Origin of the sequence: Actinomadura formosensis NBRC 14204, from assembly GCF_001552155.1 — a bacterium.
Taxonomy (GTDB): Bacteria; Actinomycetota; Actinomycetes; order Streptosporangiales; family Streptosporangiaceae; genus Spirillospora; species Spirillospora formosensis.
Window position 1 is genome coordinate 39,114 of the sequence record NZ_BCQQ01000017.1, and the last position, 16,169, is coordinate 55,282.

General features: G+C 70.9%; 12 protein-coding genes. 5 read left to right on the plus strand and 7 right to left on the minus strand.

Annotation, left to right across the window (positions count from 1 at the left end):
- Positions 1-94: 94 nt before the first annotated feature.
- Positions 95-2,716, minus strand: a complete 2,622-nt coding sequence (locus tag AF1_RS06695; protein ID WP_067794128.1) for a valine--tRNA ligase — start codon at positions 2,714-2,716, stop codon at positions 95-97.
- Between the two features lie 209 nt (positions 2,717-2,925).
- Between AF1_RS06695 and AF1_RS06700 the strand changes: the two genes are divergently transcribed.
- Entirely contained in the window at positions 2,926-3,723 is a 798-nt protein-coding gene (locus tag AF1_RS06700; protein ID WP_084262513.1) for a sensor histidine kinase, read from the plus strand.
- Complete coding sequence (locus AF1_RS06705) at positions 3,724-4,380, plus strand: response regulator transcription factor (protein ID WP_067794129.1); 657 nt, start codon at positions 3,724-3,726, stop codon at positions 4,378-4,380.
- A gap of 53 nt (positions 4,381-4,433) precedes the next feature.
- On the opposite strand, the gene clpX is transcribed toward AF1_RS06705, so the two are convergent.
- The 4 genes from clpX to tig all read right to left on the minus strand — a co-directional run bounded on the left by clpX (position 4,434) and on the right by tig (position 8,894).
- Entirely contained in the window at positions 4,434-5,708 is a 1,275-nt protein-coding gene (gene clpX / locus AF1_RS06710) for an ATP-dependent Clp protease ATP-binding subunit ClpX (protein WP_067794130.1), read from the minus strand.
- A gap of 172 nt (positions 5,709-5,880) precedes the next feature.
- Positions 5,881-6,564, minus strand: coding sequence for an ATP-dependent Clp protease proteolytic subunit (locus tag AF1_RS06715; RefSeq protein WP_067794131.1), 684 nt, complete (start codon positions 6,562-6,564; stop codon positions 5,881-5,883).
- Between the two features lie 28 nt (positions 6,565-6,592).
- Complete coding sequence (locus tag AF1_RS06720) at positions 6,593-7,225, minus strand: ClpP family protease (protein ID WP_084262514.1); 633 nt, start codon at positions 7,223-7,225, stop codon at positions 6,593-6,595.
- Positions 7,226-7,433: 208 nt separating this feature from the next.
- Positions 7,434-8,894, minus strand: a complete 1,461-nt coding sequence (gene tig / locus AF1_RS06725; protein WP_067794132.1) for a trigger factor — start codon at positions 8,892-8,894, stop codon at positions 7,434-7,436.
- A gap of 225 nt (positions 8,895-9,119) precedes the next feature.
- Between tig and AF1_RS06730 the strand changes: the two genes are divergently transcribed.
- Complete coding sequence (locus AF1_RS06730) at positions 9,120-10,259, plus strand: DMT family transporter (RefSeq protein ID WP_067794133.1); 1,140 nt, start codon at positions 9,120-9,122, stop codon at positions 10,257-10,259.
- 85 nt (positions 10,260-10,344) lie between these two features.
- Here AF1_RS06730 and AF1_RS06735 read toward each other — a convergent pair whose 3' ends face one another.
- Together AF1_RS06735 and AF1_RS06740 are read right to left on the minus strand one after the other, a co-directional pair.
- A complete protein-coding gene (locus AF1_RS06735) occupies positions 10,345-12,837 on the minus strand; it encodes a Tex family protein (RefSeq protein WP_067794134.1) in 2,493 nt (830 codons plus the stop codon).
- A 246-nt stretch (positions 12,838-13,083) separates the two neighbouring features.
- Entirely contained in the window at positions 13,084-13,500 is a 417-nt protein-coding gene (locus tag AF1_RS06740) for a cupin domain-containing protein (RefSeq protein WP_067794135.1), read from the minus strand.
- 60 nt (positions 13,501-13,560) lie between these two features.
- On the opposite strand from AF1_RS06740, the gene AF1_RS06745 reads away from it, so the two are divergent.
- Entirely contained in the window at positions 13,561-14,031 is a 471-nt protein-coding gene (locus tag AF1_RS06745; RefSeq protein ID WP_067794136.1) for a MarR family winged helix-turn-helix transcriptional regulator, read from the plus strand.
- Positions 14,032-14,235: 204 nt separating this feature from the next.
- Complete coding sequence (locus tag AF1_RS06750; RefSeq protein ID WP_084262515.1) at positions 14,236-16,071, plus strand: glycosyl hydrolase family 18 protein; 1,836 nt, start codon at positions 14,236-14,238, stop codon at positions 16,069-16,071.
- The last annotated feature ends 98 nt before the right edge of the window (positions 16,072-16,169 follow it).

Genomic DNA, 16,169 nt, shown 5'->3' on the forward strand with positions numbered 1-16,169 from the left:
AAAGCCCGCGGGCCCAACCGGATCGTAACGGCGGCGGGCCCGCCGCGCCGACGGTTCACGCGCTCGTGACCTGCCCGATGACGAGACGGCCGGTTCAGCCCGCCGGCAGCGCGGTCAGCTGCGCCTCCAGCCGGCTGATGTCGGCCTCCGCCTGGGCCAGCCGATCGCGGTTCTTCGCGACGACCGCCTCCGGGGCCTTCGCCATGAACGCCTCGTTGCCGAGCTTGCGCCGCGCCTGGTCGACCTCCTTGCGGGCGGCGGCCAGGTCCTTCTCCAGCCGCTTGCGCTCGGCGGCGACGTCGATGGCGCCGGCGGTGTCGAGCCGGACCGCGGCCCCCTCGACCGACAGCGACGCGGTCGCGGCGAACGCCTCGCCCGGCTCGGTGAGCCGCAGCAGGACGCGGACGCCCTCCTCGTGCGCGGCCAGCGGCGAGCCGTGCCACTCCAGCGCGGCGGCGACCCGCTGGCCGGGCTTGAGGCCCTGGTCGGCGCGGAAGCGGCGGACCTCGGTGACGAGCCGCTGCAGCGACTCGACGACGGCCTCGGCGTCCCGGTCGGCGCGGCCCGGCTCGGCGGCCGGCCACGGCGCGGTGACGATCGTGTCCCCGCCGGTCAGGGACGTCCACAGCTCCTCGGTGACGAACGGGATCACCGGGTGCAGCAGCCGCAGCAGCTTGTCGAGGACCTCGCCGAGGACACGGCGCGTCGCTTCGGCGCGCTCGTCGGCCAGCTGGACCTTCGCCAGCTCCACGTACCAGTCGCAGACCTCGTCCCACGCGAAGTGGTAGAGCGCCTCGCACGCCTTCGCGAAGTCGTAGGACTCCAGGTGCTCGTCCACCTCGGCGATGACGGCCTGCAGGCGCGACAGGATCCAGGCGTCCACCGTGGTCACGTCCGCCGGCATGTCGCCGCGGACGTGCGCGCCGTTGATGAGCGCGAACCGGGTCGCGTTCCACAGCTTGTTGCAGAAGTTGCGCGAGCCCTGCGCCCACTGCTCGGCCACCGGGACGTCGCCGCCCGGGTTCGCGCCGCGCAGCAGCGTGAAACGGGTCGCGTCCGCGCCGTACGCGTCGACCCAGTCGAGCGGGTCGATGACGTTCCCGAACGACTTGGACATCTTCTTGCCGAACTGGTCGCGGACCATCCCGTGCAGGGCGATGGTCTGGAACGGCTGGACGCCGTCCATCGCGTACAGGCCGAACATCATCATCCGGGCGACCCAGAAGAACAGGATGTCGTAGCCCGTCACCAGCACGGACGTCGGGTAGAACCGCTCCAGCTCGGGGGTCTTGTCCGGCCAGCCGAGCGTGGAGAACGGCCACAGCGCCGAGGAGAACCAGGTGTCGAGGACGTCGGTGTCCCGCGTCCAGCCGGCGGGCGGCTCCTCGTCCGGCCCGGGGCAGACGACCTCGCCGTCCGGCCCGTACCAGACCGGGATGCGGTGCCCCCACCACAGCTGCCGGCTGATGCACCAGTCGTGCATATTGTCGACCCACTCGAAGTAGCGGGGCGCCATCTCCGGCGGGTGGATGGCGACGCGGCCGTCGCGGACGGCGTCGCCGGCGGCCCGCGCCAGCGACTCCACCTTCACGAACCACTGCAGCGACACGCGCGGCTCGACGACCGTGGCGCAGCGCTGGCAGTGCCCGACCGAATGCTTGTAGGGGCGGATCTCCTTGACGATCCGGCCCTGCTCGCGCAGCGCGGCCACGACCGCCGGGCGCGCCTCGAACCGGTCGAGGCCCTCGAACGGGCCGGACGCGGTGACGACGCCGCGCTCGTCCATGACGGACACCGACGGCAGGTCGTGCCGGCGTCCGATCTCGAAGTCGTTCGGGTCGTGCGCCGGGGTCACCTTGACCGCGCCCGTCCCGAACTCCGGGTCGACGTGCTCGTCCGCGACGACCGGGATGCGGCGGCCGGTCAGCGGAAGCTCGATCTCCCGGCCGACCATGTGCGCGTACCGCTCGTCGTCCGGGTGGACGGCCACGGCGGTGTCGCCGAGCATCGTCTCCGCCCGCGTGGTCGCGACGACGATCTCGTCGTCGCCGGAGCCGTACCGGATCGAGACCAGCTCGCCGTCGACCTCCTCGTGCTCCACCTCGATGTCGGACAGGGCGGTCAGGCAGCGCGGGCACCAGTTGATGATGCGCTCGGCGCGGTAGATCAGCCCGTCGTCGAACAGCCGCTTGAAGATCGTCCGGACGGCCTTCGCGCGGTCGTCGTCCATCGTGAACGCCTCGCGCGTCCAGTCGACGCTGTCGCCGAGGCGGCGCATCTGGCCGAGGATGCGGCCACCGGACTCCGCCTTCCACTGCCAGACCCGCTCCACGAACGCCTCGCGGCCGAGGTCGTGCCGCGACAGGCCCTCCTTGGCCAGCTCACGCTCCACGACGTTCTGCGTGGCGATGCCCGCGTGGTCCATGCCGGGCACCCACACGGTCTCATGCCCCTGCATGCGGCGCCGCCGGATGAGGGTGTCCTGGATGGAGTGGTCGAGGGCGTGCCCCATGTGCAGCGAGCCGGTGACGTTCGGCGGCGGGATCACGATCGAGTACGCGGGACGCTCCGGCGCGCGCCGGGGGTCGGCGGTGAACAGCCCCGCCGATACCCACCGCTCGTAGAGCCGGCCCTCTACCTCGGCCGGTCGGTACTGGGTGGGCAGGTCGACGTCCGCGGCGGCCCCCTGGCCGCGCTCACTGCTGGGCTGTGTCACGGCTGACGATTCTACGGGGGCGGCAAGGGTGGAACGCCCCGGGGACGTGCGCGGGCGCCCGGCGTCCGCGAGGGCGCCGGAGACCGGGAATCCCGCGCCAGAGCGTTTTCCCGTCGCGGTCGGGACACAGGTCACCTGACACCGGGTCGCCTCACCCGCAAAGGTGGCTGCGGAAGGCCCGCGCACCGGGGCGGAGAGAGAGGGACGGGATGCGAGCGGTACTGGCACGCGCCGCCGTGCTTGCCGGCGCGTTCACCGCGGGGGCCGTGGCGGCACGTGCTGCGACCATCCCTCACCTCCACCGGCTCACCGCCGACCTGCAACGTTCCAGGGAGCAGATCCTCGCCAGCCGGGAGGAGGAGCGCCGGCAGCTGCGGCACGACCTGCACGACGGGCTCGGGCCGACGCTGGCGAGCCTCGCCATGTCGCTGGACGCGGCCCGCATCACCCTCGCCTGCGAACCGGAGCGGACCGATCCGCTGCTCGCCGACGTCCGGGACCGGCTGGCCACCGCCGTCGGCGAGATCCGCGAGCTGGCGCACGGGCTGCGGCCGCCCGCGCTGGACGATCTCGGTCTCGTCGCCGCCATCGAGTCGTTCGCGGACGGCTGCTGCGAGCGGGTGGACGTCCGGTTCGACGGCGAGCCCGCGGGGCTGCCCGCGGCCGTGGAGGTCGCGGCGTACCGGATCGCGCAGGAGGCGCTGACGAACATCCGGCTGCACGCGCCCGGGAGCCGCGCGACCGTCCGGCTGAAGCGCGACACCGAACTGCACCTCATGATCGCCGACAGCGGGCCGGGCCTGCCGGACGCCGCGCGGGGCGGCGGCCGGCCGAAGCCGCGCCGCGGTCTGGCCGCGATGAAGGAGTGGGCGGCCGAGGTCGGCGGCAGCTGCGTGATCACCTCCCGGAACGGCGGTGGCACCATCGTCGCCGCCCGGCTGCCGCTCGCCGCCGCGCAGACCGCCGCCGGGTACCATCGTCCTTCGGTCGGCAGAAGGCGGGCGTAGATGACGGAGACCATCCGGGTCCTCATCACCGACGACCATCCGGTGTTCCGGCAGGGCCTGAAGGGTCTCCTGCAGGCGCTGGGCGTGGAGGTCGTCGGCGAGGCCGAGAACGGGCCGGACGCGGTGAAGCTGGCCGCGGAACTGCAGCCGGACGTCGTCGTCATGGACCTGCACATGCCCGGCGGCAACGGCATCGAGGCCACCCGCACCATCACCCGCACCAGCCCGCGCATCGGCGTGCTGGTGCTCACCATGTTCCGCGACGACGACTCGGTCTTCGCGGCGATGCGCGCCGGCGCCCGCGGCTACCTGCTGAAGGAGTCGGGCGCCGAGGAGATCGCCCGCGCGGTGCGCGCGGTCGCGGCGGGCGAGGCCATCTACGGGCCGGAGATCGCGCGCCGGGTCCTCACCTACTTCACCGACATGCCCGACCCGAGGCAGGCCGCGTTCCCCGAACTGACCGAGCGGGAGCGCGAGGTCCTCGAACTGATCGCGCAGGGCCGCAGCAACGCCGAGATCGCCGGGACGCTCTTCCTCAGCCAGAAGACCGTCCGCAACCACGTCTCGAACATCTTCATGAAGCTGCACGTCGCGGACCGCGCCCAGGCCATCGTCAAGGCCCGCGAGGCCGGCCTCGGCGAATCCACCCTCCGCTGACCACCGGGACCGAGAACGCCCCCGGCCGAGGCGGCCGGGGGCGTTCCCCGTGTTTACGCGCTCTTCTCCCGCGGTTCGCGCTTGGGGCGGTCCCGCGGGACGAGCGTCGGGTTGACGTGCTCCAGGACGGCCTCGCGGGTGATGACGACGCGGGCGACGTCCTGGCGGCTCGGGACCTCGTACATCACCGAGAGGAGGACCTCCTCCATGATGGCGCGCAGGCCGCGGGCCCCGGTGCCGCGCAGGATGGCCTGGTCGGCGATCGCCTCCAGCGCGTCGTCGGTGAACTCCAGGTCGACCCCGTCGAGTTCGAAGAGGCGGTGGTACTGGCGGACCAGCGCGTTCTTCGGCTCGGTGAGGATGTTGATGAGGGCGTCGCGGTCCAGGTTGTGCACGGACGTGATCACCGGGAGCCGGCCGATGAACTCGGGGATCATCCCGAACTTCAGCAGGTCCTCGGGCATCACGTCGCCGAGCACGGCGGACGACTCCTCGAAGTCGGACTTGGAGCGGATCTGCGCACCGAAGCCCATGCCCTGCTTGCCGACCCGGGACTCGACGATCTTCTCCAGCCCGGCGAACGCGCCGCCGCAGATGAACAGCACGTTGGTGGTGTCGATCTGAATGAACTCCTGGTGCGGGTGCTTGCGGCCGCCCTGCGGCGGGACGCTCGCGGTGGTGCCCTCCAGGATCTTCAGCAGGGCCTGCTGGACGCCCTCTCCGGAGACGTCCCGGGTGATCGACGGGTTCTCGCTCTTGCGGGCGACCTTGTCGACCTCGTCGATGTAGATGATCCCGGTCTCGGCCTTCTTGACGTCGTAGTCGGCCGCCTGGATCAGTTTGAGGAGGATGTTCTCGACGTCCTCCCCGACGTATCCCGCCTCCGTCAGCGCCGTGGCGTCCGCGATGGCGAACGGGACGTTGAGGAGTTTGGCGAGCGTCTGCGCGAGCAGCGTCTTGCCGGATCCGGTCGGGCCGAGCAGCAGGATGTTCGACTTGCCGATCTCGACCGGGTCGTCCCGGCCCGTGTCGCCCGACTGGATCCGCTTGTAGTGGTTGTAGACGGCGACGGACAGCGCCTTCTTCGCCGTGTCCTGCCCGATGACGTAGGAGTCGAGGAACTCGTAGATCTCCCGCGGCTTGGGCAGGTTGTCCCACTTGAGGTCGGAGGTCTCGGAGAGCTCCTCCTCGATGATCTCGTTACAGAGATCGATGCACTCGTCGCAGATGTACACGCCCGGACCCGCGATGAGCTTCTTGACCTGCTTCTGGCTCTTCCCGCAGAACGAGCACTTGAGCAGATCACCACCGTCGCCGATGCGTGCCACCCAACCGTCTCCTTTTCGTGGGGCCGCCCGCCTTGGAGGATGCGGCGCAGCTCAGTTGCGTCCCGAAGGCTCTCGACGTTGGACTCGACGTTACCGCCTCCAACGGACTTGGAAAGCCCCTCGCCCGGAAGTGTGGCGTCCGGGCTTGGGACTCCCGCGTCCTCGTGCCGTCTCAGGACGACACTACCTCGGCCTTCCGCTTCCTGCTGGCGAAGACGTCGTCGATGAGACCGTAAGCCTTCGCCTCGTCCGCCGTGAGGATCTTGTCGCGCTCGATGTCGCGGCGGACCTGGTCGATGCTCCTGCCGCTGTGCTCGGCCAGGATCGTCTCCAGCAGCTCGCGGATCCGCATGATCTCGCGGGCCTGGATCTCGATGTCGCTGGACTGGCCGTAGGTGCCCTCGGTCGCGGGCTGGTGGATCAGCATCCGCGCGTTGGGCAGCGCCGCCCGCTTGCCCGGCGTGCCGGCGGCGAGCAGCACGGCCGCGGCGGACGCCGCCTGGCCGATGCACACCGTCTGGATGTCGGGCTTGACGAACTGCATCGTGTCGTAGATCGCCGTCATGGCGGTGAAGGAGCCGCCGGGCGAGTTGATGTAGATGCTGATGTCACGGTCCGGGTCGATGGACTCCAGCGTGATCAGCTGGGCCATGACGTCGTTGGCGGACGCGTCGTCGATCTGCACGCCGAGGAAGATGATGCGCTCCTCGAACAGCTTGTTGTACGGGTTCATCTCCTTGACCCCGTACGTGGTGCGCTCGACGAACGACGGAATGATGTAGCGGTTGTCGACCGGCATCGGACCGGCGCCCGGTCGGACGATATCGGTGAAACCGGGTCGAATCAGGTCGCTCATGGTTGTGCCTCCGATGAGTATTCAGGCGTCAGGAGACGGGGCCCTCGGAGGGCACCTGGTTGGCGCTGAGCACCACGTGGTCGACGAACCCGTAGTCCTTGGCCTCGTCGGCGGTGAACCAGCGGTCGCGGTCGGAGTCGCGCTCGATCTGGTCGAGCTCCTGGCCGGTGTGCTCGGCGATCTTCTCGGCGAGCGTCCGCTTCACGTAGAGCATCTGCTCGGCCTGGATCTTGATGTCGGAGGCCGTGCCGCCGATGCCGCCGGACGGCTGGTGCATCATGATGCGCGCGTGCGGCAGGGCGTAGCGCTTGCCCTGGGCGCCCGCGCACAGCAGGAACTGCCCCATCGACGCGGCGAGCCCCATGCCCACCGTGACGATGTCGTTCGGGACGTACTGCATGATGTCGTAGATCGCCATGCCGGCGGTGACCGAGCCGCCTGGCGAGTTGATGTAGAGCGTGATGTCACGGCGGCCGTCCTCGGCCGACAGCAGCAGGAGCTCGGCGCAGATGCGGTTCGCGATGTCGTCGTCGACCTGCTGGCCGAGGAAGACGATGCGTTCGCGCAGCAGCCGCTGGAACAGCTGGTCGCCCAGAGGCAACAGGGGCGCCTCGGCGACCCGCGCCTGGATCCGCGACGACTCGTCGAAAGTCGGAGGCATGCTCACCGGGTGTTCCTCCGGTCCTTTTTAATCGGTTCGGATGATTGGACATTAACGCGCTCGCGGGCCCGCTTAAGCCCGGGGGGCCGCCTTTTCGCCAGGGGCGTACCCGGCCGGCGCCCCCGCAGCCCTGATCCGTTCCGCTCATGGCAGAACGCCCCGCACCCGGGGACGGGTGCGGGGCGTTCTCGATGCGCCGGAGGACGGCTCAGGCGTCCTTGTCCTTCGCGTCCTTCTCCTCGGCCGGTTCCGCGGCGGGAGTCTCCTCAGCGGCGGCCTCAGCGGTCTCCGCGGGGGTCTCCTCGGCCTCGGCCTCGGTCTCCTCCTCGGCCTGGGCGGTCTCACCGTTCAGCTCGCGCTGCACGGCGGCGAGGTCGATCTCGTTGCCCGACTCGTCCTTGACGGTGACGTGCTCGACGACGAGGTTCAGCGCCTTGCTGCGCAGCACCTCCGAGACGACCGCCGGAAGCTGGTTGTTCTGCGTCAGGTACTCGGCGAGCTGCTGCGGCTGCACGCCCATCTGCATGGCCTGCGTGACGACGTACTCGCTGAGCTCCTCGTTCTCGACGCTCAGCTCCTCCTGGACGGCGAGCTGGTCGAGCACGAAGCCGCCCTTGACCGCGAGCCGGGCCGCGTCGGCGACCTCGGTGTCGAACTCCTCCTCGGACTTCTCCTCGTCGGAGAGGTAGTCCTCCTTGGTCATGCCGGCCATCTGGAGCTGCTGCTCCAGCTGCTGGTTGCGGCGGCTGATCTCCTCTTCCACGACCTTCTCGGGAAGCGGGATGTCGACCTTCTCCAGCAGGGCCTCAAGGGCCTTGTCGCGCGCCTCGGACAGCTGCTGCAGCCTCACCTGCCGGCCGAGCCGGGTGCGGACGTCGTCGCGCAGCTCGCCGATCGTGTCGAACTCGCTGGCGAGCTGGGCGAACTCGTCGTCCAGCTCGGGCAGGTTCTTGACCTTGACGCTCTGCACGGTGACGGTGATCTCGGCCTCCTCGCCGGCGTGCTCGCCGCCGGGCAGGGTGCCGGTGAACGTCTTGTCCTCGCCGGCGGACAGGCCGATGAGCGCCTCGTCCAGGCCCTCGATCGCCGACTTGCTGCCGACCTCGTAGGAGTAGCCGGTCGTGGACGCGTCCTCGACCTCCTCGCCGTCGATCTCGGCGGCCAGGTCGACGGTGGCGAAGTCGCCCTCCTCGACGGCGCGCTCGGCGGTGGTGAGGGACGCGAACCGCTCGCGCAGGTTGCCGATGGTCTCCTCGACCTGCTCGTCGGTGACCTCGGCGGCCTCGACGACGACCTCAAGGCCGTCGTAGTCGGGCACCTCGAACTTCGGCCGGATGTCCACCTCGGCGGTGAACGCGAACTGGGTGCCGTCCTCCAGCTCGGTCACCTCGACGTCGGGCTGCCCGAGCACGAAGATCTCGGACTCCTCGACGGCGCGGCCGTACAGCTCCGGAAGCGCGTCGTTGACGGCCTCCTGCAGGACCGCACCCCGGCCGACGTACTTGTCGATCAGCGGGGCGGGGACCTTGCCGGGCCGGAAGCCCTTGATCCGCACCTGCTGCGAGATCTCCTTGTACGCCTTGTCGAGGTTCGGCTTGAGCTCGTCGAACGGAACCTCGACGGTGAGCTTGACCCTCGTGGGGGTCAGCTCCTCGACATCGGTCTTCACTGGGGTTGGTCTCCTTGATCGGGCGCTGTGTCGGCCGCGGCGTTCGACGCGTGCTCAGTCAGGGGCGCGGGCACGCCGAAGAAGGGCTCCGCGCCTTCGCGCGCCAAGTCTATGGGGTCGCGGCCCCGGCTGCGGACATAGGAGGCTCACAAGGCCGGCGAATCCGCGTCAACACTCCTGCACACGGAGTGACATGAGGAGCCGGAAGCCCCATACTCGTCCGGGATGAACGGGATAGCCGCGGCTTTCAGTGCGACCGGTCTCTACTACCTCGGGTTCGCCGTCTTCAAGCTGGCGGCGGACCGGATGCCCCCGGTACGAGGCAGCCGCATCCCGCACCTGGCGTGGACGACCGCCGGCAACTGGATCTTCCTGATCGCGCTCGGCCTCGTGCTCGGCGGGCTCGGCCTGCAGATCCTCGCGCTGGGCAGGCTGCCGCTCTCCACCGCCGTGCCGATCTTCATGTCGGGCATGGTGCCGCTGCTGGTGATCGCGCTGGTGTTCTTCGGGGAGCGGCTCACCCCGCGCGAGTGGCTGAGCCTGGTGCTGATCGGCGCGGCGATCCTGCTGCTGACCGCGTCGCTGAGCGGGGACGAGCCGATCGGCTCGGCGGACGCGCCGCTGTGGAAGATCGTGGTCGTGGCCGCCCCGGCGGTCGCGGTGCCGGTGCTGATCTTCGTTCTCGGCGACCACCGGCCGGACGGCCGGCACGCCCGCCCCGTCACCGGCATCGCCTACGGGCTCGGTTCGGGTTTCCCGGTCGGCACCGCCGAACTGGCGATCAAGGGGTGGAGCGACGACCCCGGCGCCACCAGCCTGAAGATCGCCGCGACGCCGTGGCCGTACCTGACCGTCCTCGCGGCGGCCGCCGGTTTCGGGATCATGGTGATGGCGTTCCAGCGCTGCCGGGTGTCGATCGTGTCGACGGTCATGACGGTGAGCGCCAAGTCCTACCTGCTGACCATGGGCACGTTCCTGTACGGGGAGCCCTGGCCGCAGGACCCGGCGCACTCCGCGATGCGGCTGGGCGCGCTGATGCTGGGGGCGATCGCCGTCCTGCAGTTCCCCCGGCACCGGCCGGTCGCGCAGGAGCCCCGGGCCGCGTCCCGCGAGGACGTGCACGCCGCGCGTGACCCGTTCGGCGACCCGGCGATCGGCGGTCCGGTACTGGGCGGTCCGGTACCGGGCGGCCCCCGGCTCGGGCAGGCGCAGGTGCCGCCCCGGCGTTCCTCGCTCGCACGCGGGCCGCTGGGGCGGGAGGGCGGGCACGACCGCCGGGACGGGACGCCGCCGCGCCGTCCCGTCCGCCCGCAGAGCCCCACCGAGACCGGATCGGACGGACGCTGGCGCGGCTTCAGCGACTGATCATCGCGCCGGGGCGCGGGGCGCCCCCGCGCCGCCACGGCGCGAGGACCCCCGGCCTCCGGTCAGAGGCCGGGGATCGTCCGTCTCAGCGGCCCTTGCGGTCCTTGCCGGGCAGACCTTTGTCGAGGCCCGCGCGGCGGAGGGCGTCGGCCATGGCGCCGCCGCCCGAGAAGCCGCCGCCCTGGCCGCCACCACCCTGACCACCGCGGCCCTGGCCGCCACGGCTCTGGCCGCCACGGGCCTGGCCACCACGGGCCTGACCGCCGCGGCCGGCGGCGCGCTGGTTCTGGCCGCCGCGGTTCGGGCGTCCGTCACGGTCGCGCTGCTCGCCGCGCCGCCCGCCGCCCTGCTGCCGCCCGCCGCCCGGCTCGTCGTCCAGACGCAGCGTGAGCGAGATGCGCTTGCGCTGGAGGTCGACGTCCAGGACCTTGACGCGGACGATGTCGCCGGGCTTGGCGACGTCGCGCGGGTCCTGCACGAACTTGTCCGACATGGCGGAGATGTGGACGAGGCCGTCCTGGTGGACGCCGACGTCCACGAACGCGCCGAACGCGGCGGCGTTGGTGACGACGCCCTCCAGGATCATCCCGGGCTCGAGGTCGGCGATCTTGTTGACGCCCTCCTTGAACGTGGCGGTCCGGAACGCCGGGCGCGGGTCGCGGCCGGGCTTCTCCAGCTCGGCGAGGATGTCGGTGACGGTCGGCAGCCCGAAGGTGTCGTCGACGAAGTCCACCGGCTTCAGGGAGCGCAGGACGGCGGTGTTGCCGATGAGCCCCTTGATGTCGTTGCCGGCCGCGTCCAGGATGCGGCGCACGACCGGGTACGCCTCCGGGTGCACGCTGGAGGCGTCCAGCGGGTCGTCGCCGCCGGGGATGCGCAGGAAGCCGGCGCACTGCTCGAACGCCTTCGGGCCGAGCCGCGGGACGCCCCTGAGCCCGGCGCGGTCGCGGAACGGGCCGTTGGCGTCGCGGTGCGCGATGATGTTCTCCGCGAGGCCCTCGCCGATGCCGGACACGCGGGTGAGCAGCGGCACGGACGCGGTGTTGACGTCCACGCCGACGGCGTTCACGCAGTCCTCGACGACGGCGTCCAGGGATCGGGACAGCTTCACCTCGGACACGTCGTGCTGGTACTGGCCGACGCCGATCGACTTGGGGTCGATCTTGACCAGCTCGGCGAGCGGGTCCTGGAGGCGGCGGGCGATGGAGACGGCGCCGCGCAGCGACACGTCCATGCCGGGCAGCTCGCGTCCCGCGTACTCCGACGCCGAGTACACCGACGCGCCCGCCTCCGACACCATGATCTTGGTGAGCCCGAGGTCGGGGTGCCGGGCGATCAGGTCGGCGGCGAGCTTGTCGGTCTCGCGCGAGGCGGTCCCGTTGCCGATCGAGACCAGGTCGACCTTGTGCTCGCGGGCGAGGCGGGCGAGCGTCTCGATCGACTCGTCCCACTTGCGGCGCGGTTCGTGGGGGTAGATCGTGTCGGTGGCGACGACCTTGCCGGTGGCGTCCACGACGGCGACCTTCACGCCGGTCCGCAGGCCCGGGTCGAGGCCCATGGTGGCGCGGGTCCCGGCGGGCGCGGCGAGCAGGAGGTCGCGCAGGTTGGCGGCGAACACGCGGACCGCCTCGTCCTCGGCCTCCTGCCGCAGCCGGGTGCGCAGGTCGATGCCGAGGTGGACGAGGATCCGGGTGCGCCAGGCCCAGCGGACCGTGTCCGACAGCCACCTGTCGGCCGGACGGCCCTGGTCGGCGACCTGGAACCGGCGCGCGATCTCCACCTCGTAGGAGCTGCGCGCGGCCGGGTCGTCGCCGGCCTCCTCCGGCTCCAGGTCGAGGTCGAGGACCTCTTCCTTCTCGCCCCGGAACAGCGCGAGGACGCGGTGCGAGGGCAGTTTCGCCAGCGGCTCGGAGAACTCGAAGTAGTCGGAGAACTTGGCGCCGGCCTCCTCCTTGCCCTCCCGGACCCGCGAGACCATGCGTCCCCGGGTCCACATGCGCTCGCGCAGCGCGCCGATGAGGTCGGCGTCCTCGGCGAAGCGCTCGACGAGGACGGCGCGGGCGCCCTCCAGCGCGGCGGCCGCGTCCGCGACGCCCTTCTCGGCGTCCACGTAGCCGGCGGCCTCGGCCTGCGGGTCGCGGGACGGGTCGTCCAGCAGCAGGTCGGCGAGCGGTTCGAGTCCGGCCTCCCGGGCGATCTGCGCCTTGGTGCGCCGCTTCGGCTTGTACGGGAGGTAGATGTCCTCCAGCCGCGCCTTGGAGTCGGCCTGCATGATGCGGGCCCTGAGCTCGTCGGTGAGCTTGCCCTGCGACTCGATCGACTCCAGGATCGCGGCGCGGCGCTCGTCCAGTTCGCGCAGGTAGCGCAGCCGCTCCTCCACCGCGCGGAGCTGCGCGTCGTCGAGCGCTCCGGTCACCTCCTTGCGGTAGCGGGCGATGAACGGGACGGTCGCCCCGCCGTCGAGCAGGTCCACCGCGACCCGGACCTGGCCCTCGCGGACGCCGATCTCGTCGGCGATGCGCTGGGTAATGGGCGGCGTGTCCTGCCCGGCGGACGTCTGGTTGATGGTCGCTGTCACAGCTTGGATTCGCTTTCTCCCCTGAGTGTCGCCAGAGCATTGTCCAGGCAATGGCCCCGCTTGTCTCCTCACCACCTGAACGAAGCTCACGAGGGTAGAGGTAACTCCACCCGGTCGTCACCGAGAAGGCGATCGGCAAGCACACCAACAGCATCTTCGGCAAGCTGGGGCTGCCGCCGTCCGGGGACGACAACCGGCGGGTGCCGGCCGTCCTCGCCTATCTCGGCGTCTGATCCCCCTTCCCGGTCACCTGGCCCAGGGCGGAACGATGCGCTCGTCCCCCTGGGGCGCGAGGTCGCACTTGTCCGGGTCGATGATCGCGTCCGGGTCGTAGGCGAGGCAGCCGGCGTGGGCGGCGACGACGGCGGTGAACCCGGTGCCCGCGGTGGTCATCTGGCGCGGCCGGCCGGCGGGCAGGACGACGGTGTCGCCGGCGCTCGCCTCCAGTTCGCGGCCGTCCAGGTCGATGGTCGCGGTGCCGTCCAGGAACGTCCACACCTGCTCGGTGTCGAAGGCGTGCAGCGGGCCGGTCTTGCCCGGCGCCATGTCGACGCGCCACACGGCGAGACCCTCGGTGCCGCCCTGGGTGGGCGTGGCGAACGTCGTCATGACGCCGTTCGGCGTCTCGGTACGGCGGCTGTCGGCGTTGCGGATGAGCGTCATGGCCCCGATCCCCTAACTTAGACAAAGTGGTTGTCCATATAGTCAACGAGGTTGTCTTTCATGTCAAGCGACACCCCCGGGTTCGAGCTGCCGCTGCGGCTCTTCCTCGCCTTCCGCGTGATCATCGACGAGCTGCACGCCGAACTGGCCCGCGAAGGGCATCCCGGCCTGCGCCCGATGCACGGCTTCGTCTTCCAGGCCATCGGGCCGGACGGCACGACGGCCGTGGAGCTCGGCCGCCGGCTCGGGGTGTCCAAGCAGGCCGCGGGCAAGATGATCGAGTCGCTGGAGCGGGCCGGGTACGTCGAGCGCGGCGCCGATCCGCGGGACGCCCGGCGCAAGATCGTCCGGCTGACCACGCGCGGGACGGACTCGCTGGCCCGGTCCGCGCAGATCTTCGACCGGATCCGGGACGACTGGGTCCAGGCGCTGGGCGCCGATCGCGTCCGGGCCCTGGAGGACGACCTGCGCCGGATGACGCCCGCCGACCTGTGGCGGCTCGACATGCCCGGCTGGTTCGGGACGGCCTGAACCTCCCGCGGAAACCTTCTCCGGGGACGGCGACCGTACGGGTCCAGGCAAGCGCTCAGACCACCCGCGGCGGGGTTCACGGGCTCGCCGCAAGCCCTTGAACACGCCGTTCCGCCCGGTTACCATCCTTCCAATTCTTAGGAAACTTTCCTAAGAATTGAGCGGGGATTCCTGTTTGCTCGGGGGCCGGACGAACGGAGAATCATGTCAGGACCGGGCGGACGGCGGGCCATCGCGCTCGCCGGCGCAGCAACACTGGCGGTGGCCACCGCCCTGCTCACGGCGCCGCCGGCGTCGTCGGCGGGGACCGTCACCGCCACCTGTAAGAAGAGTTCCGACTGGGGCACCGGCTTCGAGGGAAGCTGCACCATCACCAACGGGACCGGCTCGGCCGTCAACGGCTGGAAACTCGAAGCGGACATGCCGTCCGGAACGTCCATCGGGAGCGTGTGGGACGCCGCCAAGGCCGTCTCCGGGAACCACTACACCTTCACCAATGCGAGCTGGAACGGCACGATCGCCGCGGGCGCCAGCGCCAGCTTCGGGTTCGGCGGCACCGGCTCCGGCTGGTTCACCGGCTGCACGATCAACGGTGCGCCCTGCGACGGGTCGGGTGCCCCCGGCGACGACACGCAGGCTCCCACCGCCCCGTCCGGCCTCACGTCCACCGGCAAGACCGCCACGAGCGTGTCGCTGTCGTGGAACGCGGCGACCGACAACGTCGGTGTCACCGGCTACGACGTCTACAACGGCGGCACCAAGGCGACGTCGGTGACCGGCACCGGCGCCACCATCGGCAGGCTGTCCGCCAAGACCGCCTACACCTTCACCGTCAAGGCGAAGGACGCCGCCGGGAACACCTCCCCGGCGTCCAACAGCGTGTCGGTCACCACCGACGACGGCACCGGCGGCGGGGACCCCGGCTCCGGCGGCAAGGTCATCGGCTACTTCGCCGAATGGGGCGTCTACCAGCGGAACTACCACATCAAGAACATCGAGACGAGCGGCTCCGCCGGCAAGCTGACCCACATCAACTACTCGTTCGGCAACGTCACCGGCGGCAAGTGCGCCGTCGGCGACGGCTTCGCCGCCTACGACAAGGCCTACACCGCCGACCAGAGCGTCGACGGCGTCGCCGACAACTGGGACCAGCCGCTGCGCGGCAACTTCAACCAGCTGCGCAAGCTGAAGAAGCTGCACCCGAACCTGAAGGTGCTGTGGTCGTTCGGCGGCTGGACGTGGTCCGGCGGCTTCGGCGAGGCCGCGCAGAACCCGGCCGCGTTCGCCGAGTCCTGCTACAACCTGGTCGAGGACCCGCGCTGGGCGGACGTGTTCGACGGCATCGACATCGACTGGGAGTACCCGAACGCCTGCGGCCTGACCTGCGACACCAGCGGACCGGACGCGTTCAGGAGGCTCATGTCCGCGCTCCGGGCCAAGTTCGGGTCGGGCAACCTCGTCACGACCGCGATCGCCGCCGACGCCGCCGACGGCGGGAAGATCGACGCGACCGACTACGCGGGCTCCGCCCAGTACGTCGACTGGTACAACCCCATGACCTACGACTACTTCGGCGCCTGGAACGCCCAGGGACCGACGGCGCCGCACTCGCCGCTCACGTCCTACCCGGGCATCCCGCAAGCCGGGTTCGACTCGGCCGACACGATCGCCAAGCTCAAGGCCAAGGGCGTCCCGGCGGGCAAGCTGCTGCTCGGCATCGGCTTCTACGGCCGCGGCTGGACGGGTGTCACCCAGTCCGAACCCGGCGGCACCGCGACCGGTACCGCGCCCGGCACCTACGAGGCCGGTGTCGAGGACTACAAGGTCCTCAAGGGCAAGTGCCCCGCCACCGGCACCGTCGCCGGTACCGCCTACGCCAAGTGCGGCAGCGAATGGTGGAGCTACGACACCCCGTCCACCATCCGCGGGAAGATGGCCTTCGCCAAGGACCAGGGCCTGGCGGGCGCCTTCTTCTGGGAGCTCAGCGGCGACACCCCGGACGGTGAGCTGATCACCGCGATGCGCGGCGGTCTCGGCTGACCGCATGAGCGGTCTCGGCCGGGCTGTTCGCAGGAGGGGACTCCCCCAGCCCCTCAGACGGCCGAGACATCGGGCCCCTGACCAACCGGACGCCGGTC

Bases quoted from the DNA above. Each gene is read 5' to 3' on its own strand.
- AF1_RS06730 (WP_067794133.1), top strand. From the start codon at position 9,120: ATGAACGGGATAGCCGCGGCTTTCAGTGCGACCGGTCTCTACTACCTC.
- AF1_RS06745 (WP_067794136.1), top strand. From the start codon at position 13,561: ATGTCAAGCGACACCCCCGGGTTCGAGCTGCCGCTGCGGCTCTTCCTC.
- AF1_RS06705 (WP_067794129.1), top strand. From the start codon at position 3,724: ATGACGGAGACCATCCGGGTCCTCATCACCGACGACCATCCGGTGTTC.
- AF1_RS06740 (WP_067794135.1), bottom strand. From the start codon at position 13,500: ATGACGCTCATCCGCAACGCCGACAGCCGCCGTACCGAGACGCCGAAC.
- AF1_RS06720 (WP_084262514.1), bottom strand. From the start codon at position 7,225: ATGCCTCCGACTTTCGACGAGTCGTCGCGGATCCAGGCGCGGGTCGCC.
- AF1_RS06715 (WP_067794131.1), bottom strand. From the start codon at position 6,564: ATGAGCGACCTGATTCGACCCGGTTTCACCGATATCGTCCGACCGGGC.
- AF1_RS06700 (WP_084262513.1), top strand. From the start codon at position 2,926: ATGCGAGCGGTACTGGCACGCGCCGCCGTGCTTGCCGGCGCGTTCACC.
- AF1_RS06750 (WP_084262515.1), top strand. From the start codon at position 14,236: ATGTCAGGACCGGGCGGACGGCGGGCCATCGCGCTCGCCGGCGCAGCA.